This window comes from Enterobacter cloacae complex sp. HYC003_NIDB, assembly GCF_056673375.1.
The window spans coordinates 3700366-3713379 of sequence record NZ_CP114220.1 but is presented as its reverse complement, the minus strand read 5'-3'; the positions used below and the strand labels follow the sequence as shown (position 1 = coordinate 3713379).

Below are 13014 nucleotides of genomic sequence, written 5' to 3'. Positions count from 1 at the left end.
CTATGGTACATACATTCATAAATGTATGTAAATCTGACTCCTGTAAATTCATCAACGTATGGCACGAAAAACCAAACAACAAGCGCTGGAAACCCGACAACACATTCTGGATGTGGCAATGCGTTTGTTCTCACAGCAGGGTGTTTCGGCAACCTCGCTGGCACAGATTGCTCAGGCCGCGGGCGTCACGCGGGGAGCGATTTACTGGCATTTCAAAGACAAGTCCGATCTGTTTGGTGAAATCTGGGAGCTTTCAGAGTCCAGCATTAGCGATCTTGAGAGTGAGTATCGGGCAAAATTCCCTCACGATCCACTCTCAGTGTTAAGAGAAATTCTAGTATATATCCTTGAAGCGACGGTTGTTGAAGAGCGTCGTCGTCTGATGATGGAAATCATCTTCCATAAATGTGAGTTCGTTGGTGAAATGGCGGTGGTTCAACAGGCGCAGCGCGACCTGTGTCTGGAAAGCTACGATCGCATCGAACAGGTCCTCACGGAGTGCATGCAGGCCAAAATGCTTCCTGCCACATTACTCACCCGCCGGGCGGCGATCCTGATGCGCAGCTATATTTCCGGCCTGATGGAAAACTGGCTTTTTGCTCCGGAGTCGTTCGATCTCAGATCAGAGGCGCGCAGCTACGTCGAAATTTTTCTTGAGATGTGCCAGCTCTGTCCGACCCTTCAAAGTAAACTTAGCCCGCGCTCTGCCTGATCGGGCATGGTAAAAATCGTAGACCCTTTCCGTCGTACTATTCTGCTTCAGCCGGGCGTGATATCCTTCATGCCCGACTATTTCCGGTCATTTCTCACATCACATTCACAACTATGCTGCACATCAATCGCTCGCAACATCCTGTTCTGGCCCTGTTTTTGATCCTGCTGTTTTACTTTGCAGCCGCGCCGCTTTCATGGGCCCGTGCAGACAACGGCAGTGACATTCCCACGCGTGCTGATGTTCAGTCGCAACTCGACACCCTGAATAAGCAAAAAGATCTCTCCGCCCAGGAAAAACTCGTTCAGCAGGATCTGACGGAAACCCTGGAAACGCTGGACAAGATCGAACGCATCAAAGCCGAAACGGCCCAGCTACGGCAGAAGGTCGCTCAGGCGCCGGAGAACATGCGTAAGGCAACGGAGGCGCTGAGTGCGCTCAGCGACGTCGATAACGACGATGAAACCCGAAAAACGCTTGCCACGCTGTCGTTGCGCCAGCTTGAGTCGCGCGTGGCGCAGCTGCTGGACGATCTGCAAACGGCGCAATCCGATCTCTCAACCTACAACAGCCAGCTGGTTTCGCTGCAAACCCAGCCTGAGCGCGTGCAGAACGCCATGTACTCGGCGTCGCAACAGCTACAGCAGATACGTAACCGTCTGAATGGCATCACCGTGGGGGAAGGGGCGCTTCGTCCCACCCAGCAAACGCTGCTGAACATCCAGCAGACGCTGCTAAACGCGGAGATTGAACAGCAGCGTAAGAGTCTGGAAGGCAACACGGTGCTACAGGATGCGCTGCAAAAACAGCGTGACTACGTGACCGCGAATATCAACCGGCTTGAGCATCAGCTTCAGTTGTTGCAGGAAGCGGTGAACAGCAAGCGCCTGACGCTGACTGAAAAAACGGCGCAGGAAGCGGTTTCGCCAGACGAGACGGCCCGTATTCAGGCCAACCCGCTGGTGAAGCAGGAGCTGGAGATTAACCACCAGCTGAGCGAGCGTCTGATTCAGGCGACTGAAAACGGCAGCGCGCTGGTGCAGCAAAATATTAAGGTCAAAAACTGGCTGGATCGCGCTTTGCAGGCCGAGCGCAACGTCAAGGAGCAGATTGCCGTCCTGAAGGGCAGCCTGCTGCTGTCGCGCATTCTCTACCAGCAACAGCAGACGCTGCCTTCCGCCGACGAGCTGGAAGACATGACCAACCGCATTGCGGATTTGCGTCTTGAACAGTTTGACGTTAACCAGCAGCGCGATGCGCTATTTCAGAGCGATACCTTCGTTGCCAAAGTGGAAGAGGGCCATTCAGGTGAAGTGAACGCTGAAGTTCACGACGCGCTGTTGCAGGTGGTGGACATGCGCCGCGAATTGCTCGATCAGCTTAACAAGCAGCTGGGCAACCAGCTGATGATGGCGATTAACCTGCAAATCAACCAGCAGCAGCTGGTGAGCGTTTCTAAAAGCCTCCAGGAGATCCTGACCCAGCAGATTTTCTGGGTGAACAGCAATAAACCCATGGACTGGGACTGGTTTAAATCTTTCCCGGAAACGCTGAAATCCCAGATCAAAAGCATGAAAATTACCGTGAACTGGGAGAAAGCCTGGCCTGCGGTGATGATCGCCTTCCTGACGGGGCTGCCTTTGCTGCTCATCGCTGGCGTCATACGCTGGCGTTTGAAATGGCTGAAACAGTACCAGGCGAAGCTGGCCTCGGAAGTGGGGCAACTGCGTAACGACAGCCAGCTGCACACCCCGAAAGCGATCCTGATCGATCTGATCCGTGCTCTGCCGGTCTGCCTGTTGATACTCGCCGTGGGCCTGATCCTGCTGACCATGCAGCTGAATATCAGCGATCTGCTGTGGGCGTTCAGCAAGAAGCTGGCGCTGTTCTGGCTGGTGTTTGGTCTGTGCTGGAAAGTGCTGGAAAAAGATGGCGTCGCCGTCCGCCACTTCAACATGCCGGAAAAACTCACCAGCCACTGGCGTCGCCAGATTGTGCGCATCAGCCTCGCGCTGCTGCCGCTGCACTTCTGGTCAGTTGTGGCGGAGCTTTCCCCGCTGCACCTGATGGATGACGTGCTGGGGCAACTGGTGATTATGCTGAACCTGCTGCTGATTGCCGTTCTGATGTGGCCAATGTGCCGCGACAGCTGGCGGGATAAAGAGTCCCACAATCTTCGTCTGGCTACCGTAACGGTACTGGCGATCATTCCTCTGGCGCTGATGGTGCTGACGGCGACGGGTTACTTCTATACCACGCTGCGTCTGTCCGGTCGCTGGATCGAAACGGTTTATCTGGTGATTGTATGGAACCTGCTGTTCCAGACCGTGCTGCGTGGTTTGAGCGTGGCGGCGCGCCGCATTGCGTATCGTCGTGCTGTTGCCCGTCGGCAGCATCAGGTGAAAGAGGGGGCTGAAGGGGCAGAGCCGCAGGAAGAGCCGACCATTGCTCTGGAGCAGGTTAACCAGCAAACGATGCGTATTACCATGCTGGTGATGATCGCCCTGTTTGCGGTGATGTTCTGGGCCATCTGGTCTGATTTAATTACCGTCTTCGCCTACCTCGACAGTATCACGCTCTGGCAATACAACGGTACCGAAGCGGGCGCTGCGGTAATGAAAAGCGTCACCATGGGCAGCCTGCTCTTTGCGCTGGTGTCGTCAGTGGTTGCCTGGGCGTTGATCCGCAACCTGCCGGGTCTGCTGGAAGTGCTGGTGCTCTCAAGGCTGAACCTGCGTCAGGGGGCGTCGTACGCCATTACCACCATCCTGAACTACGTCATTATTATTGTCGGGGCGATGACGGTATTCGGCTCGCTGGGCGTCTCGTGGGATAAACTCCAGTGGCTGGCGGCGGCGTTGTCAGTGGGTCTGGGCTTCGGCTTGCAGGAGATCTTCGGTAACTTTGTCTCTGGCCTGATTATCCTGTTCGAACGTCCGGTGCGTATCGGCGATACCGTCACCATCGGTACTTTCTCCGGGACCGTCAGCAAGATCCGCATTCGTGCGACCACCATTACCGACTTCGATCGTAAAGAGGTGATCATCCCGAACAAAGCGTTTGTTACCGAGCGTCTGATCAACTGGTCGCTCTCGGATACCACCACTCGCGTGGTGATCCGACTCGGGGTGGCCTATGGCTCGGATCTGGACAAGGTGAAAGAGGTACTGCTGAAGGCGGCAGCTGACCATCCAAAAGTGATGCACGATCCTGCGCCAGCGGTATTCTTCACCACCTTCGGGCCGAGCACTTTGGATCATGAGCTGCGCCTGTACGTACGCGAACTGCGCGATCGCAGCTACACCGTCGATGAGCTGAACCGCACCATTGACCGTCTGTGTCGTGAAAACGATATTAATATCGCCTTTAACCAGCTTGAGGTTCATCTGCGCAACGAGAAAGGCGATGAGCATACGGAAGTGAAGCGCGAGATTAAGGGGGACGACCCTACTCCCGCCTAATCTATTTCCCTCTCCCCTCTGGGGAGAGGGTAGGGTGAGGGGGAAGTTTCCCCTCAAAATCTCGTCGCACAATCTCCAGCGCTTTCAGCACCGTCTCCGCCGGGATCTCGTGATTCTCCAGCAGCATAATTAAATCGACGGCCAGCTTGACCTCGTCGGGGGCATTTTCCAGTGACATCAGTGGCTCCTGTTAACGGGTCAGGCGTTCAATGACGCGTTCAATCTCATCCAGCGCCTGACGGCAGCGGACGATGCGGCCTTCCAGCGCGCTGATTTCACGCATTAATAACTGCTGCTCTTCCAGCGTTTCGCTGGTGTTCAGGCGGGCTTCGCGCTCGCGCTTCATCTCAAACAGACGGCGCTCAAACTCCTGGTTCTCCAGCCGCTTGCGCTGCCATTTACCGAGCCCCGGCGAGGCGCTGTCCCACGCCCGTAACGGCCAGGCGGCGATTTCGCGGTGCAGGGCGGTGATCTGCTCGGTAAGATGCTCCGCAAGCCACGCGACCTGTTCCTGCTGTTCACTCTCAACCGCGTGACGAAGCTCGTCGAGATTGGTCTGCGCTTCAGCAAGATAATCCTCAATGACGGTGCTGCGGGTGCGGAAGAGCTGTCGGTCAAAGCGCGGTTTCAGCGTGGCGTGGCCCATCAACGGCGTGGCCTGCGCCCGCAGCGCGATCAGCTGATTTTGCAGCCTCTCAAGAAGCAGTGCTGTTTTCAAGGCGCTCTCCAGTGGTAAAGTAGCCGTTCAGTTTGATAACGATTCGCATTATGCAGCGTACTATTTTAATCATCATTGGCTGGCTCGCGGTAGTGCTGGGCACGCTGGGTGTGGTTTTACCCTTGCTGCCGACCACCCCGTTTATCCTGTTGGCCGCCTGGTGCTTCGCCCGCTCGTCGCCGCGTTTTCACCACTGGCTTCTGTACCGCTCGTGGTTTGGCGGCTACCTGCGGCACTGGCAAAAACACCGGGCCATGCCGCCCGGGGCTAAGCCGCGCGCCATTGCCTTCATCCTGATCACCTTCGCCGTCTCGTTATGGCTGGTGAAAATGATGTGGGTGCGCATTCTGCTGCTGGCGATCCTGGTTTGCCTGCTGATCTTTATGTGGCGGATCCCCGTGGTTGATGAAAAGCAACAAAAGCACTGAAGCCTCATCATGGCGGTTGCAATTATGGCGCACAGCCAGTAAATTCGACCGTTTTCGAGCACAGGTGCGCCTGGTCAAAGGTTAAACAACTGTTACTTTGACCGACTCGTCGCGCGCCGTGAGTAACACTGTTTCATTTAGGCACAAACCGATGACCGCAACTGCACAGCAGCTTGAATATCTGAAAAATAGCATCAAAAGTATCCAGGACTATCCAAAACCTGGCATTCTTTTCCGCGATGTCACCAGCTTGCTGGAAGACCCGAAAGCGTACGCCCTCAGCATTGAACTGCTGGTTGAGCGTTATAAAAACGCCGGGATCACCAAAGTAGTAGGTACTGAAGCCCGTGGCTTCCTGTTTGGCGCACCGGTTGCGCTGGCGATGGGCGTGGGTTTTGTGCCGGTGCGTAAACCGCGCAAACTGCCGCGTGAAACCATTGCTGAGAGCTATGAACTGGAATACGGCACCGATCAGCTGGAAATTCACGTTGATGCCATCAAGCCAGGCGACAAAGTGCTGGTGGTGGACGATCTGCTGGCAACCGGCGGCACCATCGAAGCGACCGTGAAGCTGATCCGTCGTCTGGGCGGGGAAGTGACCGACGCGGCATTCATCATCAACCTGTTCGATCTCGGCGGCGAGCAGCGCCTGGAAAAACAGGGTATTACCAGCTACAGCCTGGTGCCATTCCCGGGACATTAATCCCGTATCTCACAACCTCGCTCAATGGGTGAGGTTGTGATAGCATTCCCCTCCATTAATTCACCTTCCAGCGTTGCAGAGCCTGCCCATGAGTTATCAGGTGTTAGCCCGTAAATGGCGACCACAAACCTTTGCTGACGTTGTCGGTCAGGAACATGTGCTGACGGCCCTGGCGAACGGCTTGTCGCTAGGTCGCATCCATCACGCCTATCTTTTTTCCGGCACCCGCGGCGTCGGTAAAACCTCTATTGCCCGTCTGCTGGCAAAAGGTCTGAACTGCGAAACCGGGATCACCGCCACCCCGTGCGGCGTGTGCGACAACTGTCGTGAGATCGAGCAGGGGCGTTTTGTCGATCTGATTGAGATCGACGCCGCCTCGCGCACCAAAGTGGAAGATACCCGCGATCTGCTCGACAACGTGCAGTACGCCCCGGCGCGCGGCCGCTTCAAGGTCTATCTGATCGATGAAGTGCACATGCTGTCGCGCCACAGCTTCAACGCCCTGCTGAAAACGCTGGAAGAGCCGCCTGCGCATGTCAAATTCCTGCTGGCGACCACCGATCCGCAAAAGCTGCCGGTCACGATCCTCTCGCGCTGCCTGCAATTCCATCTGAAGGCGCTCGACGTTGAGCAGATCCGCGCTCAGCTTGAGCATATCCTCGATGAAGAGAACATTGTCCACGAGCCGCGTGCGCTGCAACTGCTGGCCCGTGCCGCGGACGGCAGCCTGCGCGATGCGTTGAGCCTGACCGATCAGGCGATTGCCAGCGGTGACGGTAAACTCTCCACCGACGCGGTCAGTACCATGCTCGGCACGCTGGATGACGATCAGGCGCTGTCGCTTATTGAAGCGATGATTGCCGCCAACGGTGAGCGAGTGATGGCGCTCGTCAACGACGCCGCTGCCCGTGGCATTGAGTGGGAAGCGCTGCTTGTCGAGATGCTCAGCCTGCTGCACCGCGTGGCGATGCTGCAACTGTCTCCGTCGGCCATTGGCGCGGACATGGCGACCATTGAACAGCGGATGCGTGAACTTGCGCGCACCGTGCCGCCGGCTGACGTTCAGCTTTATTATCAGACGCTGCTGATTGGCCGCAAAGAGCTGCCGTTTGCACCGGATCGCCGGATGGGCGTTGAAATGACGCTGCTGCGCGCGCTGGCCTTCCATCCGCGCAAGCCATTGCCGGAGCCGGAAACGCCCCGGCAGTCCTTTGCGCCGGTTGCGCCGACCGCGGTAATGTCACCGCAGCAGGTGCCACCGCAACCGGCATCGCCGCCGCCGCAAAACGTGCCGCTGTCGGATGCCACCAGTTCGGTGCTTGCCGCACGAAGCCAGTTGCAACGTGCGCAGGGAGCAACCAAACCAAAAAAGAGTGAACCGGCAGCGCCTGCAAGAGCGCGGCCGGTGAACAACGCCGCGCTTGAACGACTGGCCTCGGTAACGGAGCGCGTGCAGTCGCGTCCGGCACCGTCCGCGCTTGAGCAAAAAGCCCCGGCGAAAGAAGAGGCATACCGCTGGAAGGCGACCACCGTTGTTGAAACGGTCAAGGAAGTGGTCGCCACGCCAAAAGCGCTGAAAAAGGCGCTGGAGCATGAAAAAACGCCGGAGCTATCCGCGAAGCTCGCGGAAGAATCCATTGAGCGCGACGCCTGGGCCGCCGAGGTCAGCAAACTGCAACTGCCGAAGCTGGTGGAGCAGGTCGCGCTGAACGCCTGGAAAGAGCAGGACGGTAATCAGGTGCGTCTGCACCTGCGCCCTGGCCAGCGGCACCTCAACTCCCCTGGCGCGCAAAAGGCGCTGGCCGAGGCGCTTAGCGCATTACAGGGTGTGCCGGTTGAATTGACTATCATTGAAGATGATAATCCGGCGGTGAAAACGCCGCTCGAGTGGCGTCAGGCCATTTATGAAGAGAAGCTCGCGCAGGCGCGCGAGGCGATTATTGCGGATAACAACATCCAGACCCTGCGCCGGTTCTTCGACGCCGATCTGGATGAAGAGAGTATTCGCCCCATTTGATCGTGAGTCTGACTTACGGTTGTAATCCTTAACGTGAAAGAAGAGAGAAGCCTATGTTTGGTGGAAAAGGCGGTCTGGGTGGTCTGATGAAGCAGGCTCAGCAGATGCAGGAAAAAATGCAGAAGATGCAGGAAGAGATCGCTCAGCTGGAAGTCACGGGTGAATCCGGTGCCGGTCTGGTCAAGGTGACCATCAACGGTGCGCATAACTGCCGTCGCGTTGAAATCGACCCGAGCCTGCTCGAAGACGACAAAGAGATGCTGGAAGATCTGGTTGCAGCCGCGTTTAACGATGCCGCTCGCCGTATCGACGAAACCCAGAAAGAGAAAATGGCCTCTGTTTCCAGCGGTATGCAACTGCCGCCGGGCTTTAAGATGCCATTCTGATGCAAACCAGTCCGCTGCTCACGCAGTTAATGGAAGCACTGCGCTGCCTGCCGGGCGTTGGCCCGAAGTCGGCGCAGCGTATGGCGTTTACGCTATTGCAGCGCGACCGCAGCGGCGGTATGCGCCTGGCGCAGGCTCTGACCCGCGCCATGTCAGAAATTGGCCACTGTGCGGATTGCCGGACCTTTACCGAGCAGGACGTATGTAACATCTGCACGAACCCGCGTCGTCAGGAAAACGGTCAGATTTGCGTGGTGGAGAGTCCGGCGGACATCTACGCCATCGAACAAACCGGGCAGTTTTCCGGCCGCTATTTCGTGCTGATGGGGCATCTCTCCCCGCTGGATGGCATCGGCCCGGACGATATTGGTCTCGATCGCCTGGAGCAGCGTCTGGAGTCGGAAACCATCAAAGAGGTGATCCTCGCCACCAACCCGACGGTGGAAGGGGAGGCAACCGCCAACTACATCGCCGAGCTGTGCGCGCAGTACGGCGTTGACGCCAGCCGCATCGCCCACGGCGTGCCGGTCGGCGGTGAGCTGGAGATGGTCGACGGCACCACGCTGTCACACTCGCTGGCCGGACGTCACAAGATTATTTTCTGACCAAACGGAGGCTGCGCGCGCGGCCTCCGCTTGAAAATTCCTCCCCTTATCCCCATCTCTCACTCAACGTTTTACAACCCCATTAAATGGCATTGTTGAGGTCGACTTAGATGAAAGGACAAGAAACCCGTGGTTTCCAGTCAGAAGTAAAACAGCTTCTGCACCTGATGATCCATTCCCTGTATTCCAACAAAGAAATCTTCCTGCGTGAGCTGATTTCCAACGCCTCTGATGCGGCGGACAAGCTGCGCTTCCGCGCGCTGTCTAACCCGGATCTGTATGAAGGCGACGGCGAGCTGCGCGTGCGCGTCTCGTTTAATAAAGAGAACCGCACCCTGACCATCGCCGATAACGGCATCGGGATGAACCGCGACGAGGTGATTGACCACCTCGGAACCATCGCCAAATCCGGCACCAAAGCGTTCCTTGAGTCCATGGGCTCTGACCAGGCGAAAGACAGCCAGCTGATCGGTCAGTTCGGCGTAGGCTTCTACTCGGCGTTCATCGTGGCGGACAAAGTCACCGTGCGCACCCGCGCCGCGGGCGACAGCGTCGAGAACGGCGTGCTGTGGGAGTCTAAAGGTGAAGGTGAATACACCGTTGATGACATCACCAAAGCGGATCGCGGCACAGAAATCATCCTGCACCTGCGTGAAGGCGAAGACGATTTCCTGAACGACTGGCGCGTACGATCCATCATCAGTAAGTATTCCGACCATATCGCGCTGCCGGTTGAGATTGAAAAACAGGAAGAGAAAGACGGCGAAACCGTGGTTTCCTGGGAGAAAATCAACAAGGCGCAGGCGCTGTGGACGCGTAATAAAGCTGAAATTAAAGACGACGAGTACAACGAGTTTTACAAGCACATCGCCCACGACTTCACCGATCCGCTGACCTGGAGCCACAACCGTGTGGAAGGGAAACAGGAGTACACCAGCCTGCTGTACATCCCGGCGCAGGCGCCATGGGACATGTGGAACCGCGATCACAAGCACGGCCTGAAGCTGTACGTGCAGCGCGTCTTCATCATGGACGACGCCGAGCAGTTCATGCCGAACTACCTGCGCTTTGTGCGTGGCCTGATAGACTCCAACGATCTGCCGCTGAACGTCTCCCGTGAAATTCTTCAGGACAGCACCGTCACCCGTAACCTGCGCAACGCCCTGACCAAACGTGCGTTGCAGATGCTGGAAAAACTGGCGAAGGACGATGCGGAAAAATACCAGACCTTCTGGAAACAGTTTGGCCTGGTGCTGAAAGAAGGTCCGGCGGAAGATACTGCGAACGTGGAAGCTATCGCTAAACTGCTGCGCTTCGCCTCTACGCACAACGACTCCTCCGCCCAGACCGTGTCGCTGGAAGAGTACGTCTCCCGCATGAAAGAAGGGCAGGAGAAGATCTACTACATCACCGCCGACAGCTATGCGGCAGCGAAGAGCAGCCCGCATCTGGAACTGCTGCGTAAGAAAGGCATCGAAGTGCTGCTGCTGTCTGACCGCATCGACGAGTGGATGATGAACTACCTGACCGAGTTCGACGGTAAATCCTTCCAGTCCGTTGCCAAAGCCGACGAGTCTATCGATAAGCTGGCGGATGAAGTGGACGACAGCGCGAAAGAAGCCGAGAAGGCGCTGGAGCCGTTCGTTGAGCGCGTTAAAACGCTGCTGGGCGACCGCGTGAAAGAGGTGCGCTTCACGCACCGTCTGACCGATACGCCAGCCATTGTCACCACCGATGCGGACGAAATGAGCACCCAGATGGCGAAACTGTTCGCTGCGGCGGGCCAGGCCGTGCCGGATGTGAAATATATCTTTGAGCTTAATCCGGATCACCCGCTGGTGAAACGCGCGGCGGATACCCAGGACGACGCCCGCTTTGCGGAGTGGGTTGAACTGCTGCTGGATCAGTCCCTGCTGGCCGAGCGCGGTACGCTGGAAGATCCTAACCTGTTCATTAAACGTGTGAATGCGCTGCTGCTGGCGTAATCTTCGCTCACCCCGGCCCTCTCCCACAGGGAGAGGGTGAAAGAGTTCCCTCTCCCTGTGGGAGAGGGTTAGGGTGAGGGCACCAGACCGCACGAAGCCAAATTATCTCCCCCCGTTAACCGTTTCAGCCTTCCCGCCTTCCTTGAGCCATACCCGTTCTGGTGGTATTGTTTAGCGCTTTTTGAAAAATTGAATCGACTTTTGAGGGGATTTTCGCAATGCGTATTATTCTGCTTGGCGCTCCGGGCGCGGGTAAAGGAACTCAGGCTCAGTTCATCATGGAGAAATACGGTATTCCGCAAATCTCCACCGGTGACATGCTGCGCGCCGCTGTTAAATCTGGCTCCGAGCTGGGTAAACAAGCGAAAGACATCATGGACGCAGGCAAACTGGTGACCGACGAACTGGTTATCGCGCTGGTTAAAGAGCGCATTGCTCAGGAAGACTGCCGTAACGGTTTCCTGCTTGACGGCTTCCCGCGCACCATTCCTCAGGCTGACGCCATGAAAGAAGCGGGCATCAACGTGGATTACGTGCTGGAGTTCGACGTACCAGACGAGCTGATCGTTGACCGTATCGTTGGCCGTCGCGTACACGCTGCTTCTGGCCGCGTTTACCACATCAAATTCAACCCACCTAAGGTTGAAGGCAAAGACGACGTGACCGGCGAAGAGCTGACCACCCGTAAAGACGATCAGGAAGAAACCGTGCGTAAACGCCTGGTGGAATATCATCAGATGACCGCACCGCTGATCGGCTACTACACCAAAGAAGCGCAGGCGGGTAACACCAAATACGCGAAAGTGGACGGCACCAAAGCCGTGGCTGACGTACGTGCAGAGCTGGAAAAAATCCTCGGCTAAGCGCACCTCTCTCACCCGGAGCCCCGGGTGAGAAAAATTCTCATCTTACCTATTACAGCAATGGGTTTCGTTTAAACGCATTTCCGCTACAATTGACAGCCTATCAAATGGTTAAGAGGCGTGAATGAGTCAGGCGAAAACCGGCATCCTGCTTGCCAATCTGGGCACCCCAGAAGCACCTACTCCAGCGGCGGTCAAACGCTACCTGCGACAATTTTTAAGCGACACGCGCGTCGTGGATACCCCAAGACTGCTGTGGTGGCCACTGCTGCGCGGCGTCATTCTGCCGATTCGTTCCCCGCGTGTGGCAAAGCTCTATCAGTCCGTGTGGATGGAAGAGGGCTCGCCGCTGATGGTGTACAGCCGTCGTCAGGAGAAGGCGCTGGCCGCCCGCCTGCCGGACATGCCCGTTGCGCTCGGCATGAGCTACGGTAAGCCGTCCCTGGAAAGCGCCGTCGACTCTCTGCTGGCGCAGGGCGTTGAACACATTGTGGTGCTGGCCCTTTATCCGCAGTATTCGTGCTCCACGGTAGCTGCCGTCTGGGACGAACTGGCGCGCATTCTGGCGACCCGCCGCCGTATACCGGGTATCACCTTTATCCGCGACTACGCCGATAACGAGCTGTACATTCAGGCGCTTGCCAGCAGCGCGCGCGCGTCGTTTGAAAAACACGGCGAGCCGGATCTGCTGCTGCTCTCCTATCACGGTATTCCGCAGCGTTTCGCGAACGAAGGGGATGATTACCCCCAGCGTTGCCGCGATACCACCCGCGAGCTGGTCTCCGCCCTCGGCCTGCCGCCTGAGAAGGTGATGATGACCTTCCAGTCGCGCTTCGGCCGTGAACCGTGGCTCACCCCGTATACTGATGAAACGCTTAAGATGCTGGGCGAGAAGGGCGTGAAGCACATTCAGGTGATGTCGCCGGGCTTCTCGGCGGACTGTCTGGAAACGCTGGAAGAGATTGCTGTCCAGAACAAAGAGTTCTTTATGGAGGCGGGCGGAACGAAATACGAATACATTCCTGCGCTTAACGACTCCCCTGAACACATCGACATGATGGTGTCACTGGTCACCACCCGCCGCTGATCGCGTTACGGGCCGGGTTTGTGCTACCATTCCCGGCCCGTATTCTTTG

At 57.0% G+C, this 13014-nt stretch carries 12 protein-coding genes and 1 other annotated feature; of the genes, 10 read left to right on the top strand and 2 right to left on the bottom strand.

The genetic code is table 11. The annotated features are described in order from the left end of the window. The first annotated feature begins 58 nt into the window (after positions 1 to 58). Both acrR and mscK read left to right on the top strand, forming a co-directional pair. Positions 59 to 712, top strand: coding sequence for a multidrug efflux transporter transcriptional repressor AcrR (gene acrR, locus O1722_RS17850; RefSeq protein WP_015571247.1), 654 nt, complete (start codon positions 59 to 61; stop codon positions 710 to 712). A gap of 113 nt (positions 713 to 825) precedes the next feature. Further along, positions 826 to 4173 carry a mechanosensitive channel MscK gene (gene mscK / locus O1722_RS17845; protein ID WP_033486648.1) on the top strand — a complete coding sequence of 1116 codons (3348 nt, stop codon included), beginning with the start codon at positions 826 to 828 and terminating at the stop codon, positions 4171 to 4173. Position 4174: 1 nt separating this feature from the next. On the opposite strand, the gene rsmS is transcribed toward mscK, so the two are convergent. Both rsmS and priC read right to left on the bottom strand, forming a co-directional pair. Continuing rightward, a complete protein-coding gene (rsmS, locus tag O1722_RS17840; RefSeq protein WP_017694394.1) occupies positions 4175 to 4351 on the bottom strand; it encodes a pleiotropic regulatory protein RsmS in 177 nt (58 codons plus the stop codon). Between the two features lie 12 nt (positions 4352 to 4363). Continuing rightward, entirely contained in the window at positions 4364 to 4891 is a 528-nt protein-coding gene (gene priC / locus O1722_RS17835) for a primosomal replication protein N'' (protein ID WP_017383213.1), read from the bottom strand. 50 nt (positions 4892 to 4941) lie between these two features. Between priC and O1722_RS17830 the strand changes: the two genes are divergently transcribed. From O1722_RS17830 to hemH, 8 genes are all read left to right on the top strand, one after another. Then, positions 4942 to 5319, top strand: a complete 378-nt coding sequence (locus O1722_RS17830) for a DUF454 family protein (RefSeq protein ID WP_015571246.1) — start codon at positions 4942 to 4944, stop codon at positions 5317 to 5319. A gap of 151 nt (positions 5320 to 5470) precedes the next feature. Next, positions 5471 to 6022, top strand: a complete 552-nt coding sequence (gene apt / locus O1722_RS17825) for an adenine phosphoribosyltransferase (RefSeq protein WP_000127359.1) — start codon at positions 5471 to 5473, stop codon at positions 6020 to 6022. Positions 6023 to 6110: 88 nt separating this feature from the next. Further along, positions 6111 to 8039 (top strand): DNA polymerase III subunit gamma/tau, encoded by a 1929-nt coding sequence (dnaX, locus tag O1722_RS17820; RefSeq protein ID WP_033486646.1) that lies wholly within the window; start codon positions 6111 to 6113, stop codon positions 8037 to 8039. After that, positions 7369 to 7433, top strand: a sequence feature (DnaX frameshifting element). Its footprint overlaps the gene before it by 65 nt. A 53-nt stretch (positions 8040 to 8092) precedes the next feature. Continuing rightward, complete coding sequence (locus O1722_RS17815) at positions 8093 to 8425, top strand: YbaB/EbfC family nucleoid-associated protein (RefSeq protein WP_003858972.1); 333 nt, start codon at positions 8093 to 8095, stop codon at positions 8423 to 8425. Then, complete coding sequence (gene recR, locus O1722_RS17810; RefSeq protein WP_006809843.1) at positions 8425 to 9030, top strand: recombination mediator RecR; 606 nt, start codon at positions 8425 to 8427, stop codon at positions 9028 to 9030. Before O1722_RS17815 ends, recR begins: the two co-directional genes overlap by 1 nt. A gap of 110 nt (positions 9031 to 9140) precedes the next feature. Continuing rightward, positions 9141 to 11015: a molecular chaperone HtpG gene (gene htpG / locus O1722_RS17805; protein ID WP_033486645.1), complete on the top strand. Its 1875-nt coding sequence runs from the start codon at positions 9141 to 9143 to the stop codon at positions 11013 to 11015. Positions 11016 to 11233: 218 nt separating this feature from the next. Further along, the gene (gene adk, locus O1722_RS17800; protein ID WP_006809841.1) at positions 11234 to 11878 is read left to right on the top strand and encodes an adenylate kinase; all 645 of its coding nucleotides are present in this window, start codon (positions 11234 to 11236) and stop codon (positions 11876 to 11878) included. A gap of 124 nt (positions 11879 to 12002) precedes the next feature. Beyond that, on the top strand, positions 12003 to 12965 hold the full coding sequence (hemH, locus tag O1722_RS17795) for a ferrochelatase (protein ID WP_017383216.1): 963 nt from the start codon (positions 12003 to 12005) through the stop codon (positions 12963 to 12965). Positions 12966 to 13014: the final 49 nt, after the last annotated feature.

What these genes read in the sequence shown, in the direction of transcription:
- O1722_RS17830 (WP_015571246.1), top strand. Translation starts at nt 4,942, where the DNA reads ATGCAGCGTACTATTTTAATCATCATTGGCTGGCTCGCGGTAGTGCTG.
- dnaX (WP_033486646.1), top strand. Translation starts at nt 6,111, where the DNA reads ATGAGTTATCAGGTGTTAGCCCGTAAATGGCGACCACAAACCTTTGCT.
- hemH (WP_017383216.1), top strand. Translation starts at nt 12,003, where the DNA reads ATGAGTCAGGCGAAAACCGGCATCCTGCTTGCCAATCTGGGCACCCCA.
- htpG (WP_033486645.1), top strand. Translation starts at nt 9,141, where the DNA reads ATGAAAGGACAAGAAACCCGTGGTTTCCAGTCAGAAGTAAAACAGCTT.
- adk (WP_006809841.1), top strand. Translation starts at nt 11,234, where the DNA reads ATGCGTATTATTCTGCTTGGCGCTCCGGGCGCGGGTAAAGGAACTCAG.
- apt (WP_000127359.1), top strand. Translation starts at nt 5,471, where the DNA reads ATGACCGCAACTGCACAGCAGCTTGAATATCTGAAAAATAGCATCAAA.
- O1722_RS17815 (WP_003858972.1), top strand. Translation starts at nt 8,093, where the DNA reads ATGTTTGGTGGAAAAGGCGGTCTGGGTGGTCTGATGAAGCAGGCTCAG.
- acrR (WP_015571247.1), top strand. Translation starts at nt 59, where the DNA reads ATGGCACGAAAAACCAAACAACAAGCGCTGGAAACCCGACAACACATT.
- rsmS (WP_017694394.1), bottom strand. Translation starts at nt 4,351, where the DNA reads ATGTCACTGGAAAATGCCCCCGACGAGGTCAAGCTGGCCGTCGATTTA.
- mscK (WP_033486648.1), top strand. Translation starts at nt 826, where the DNA reads ATGCTGCACATCAATCGCTCGCAACATCCTGTTCTGGCCCTGTTTTTG.
- recR (WP_006809843.1), top strand. Translation starts at nt 8,425, where the DNA reads ATGCAAACCAGTCCGCTGCTCACGCAGTTAATGGAAGCACTGCGCTGC.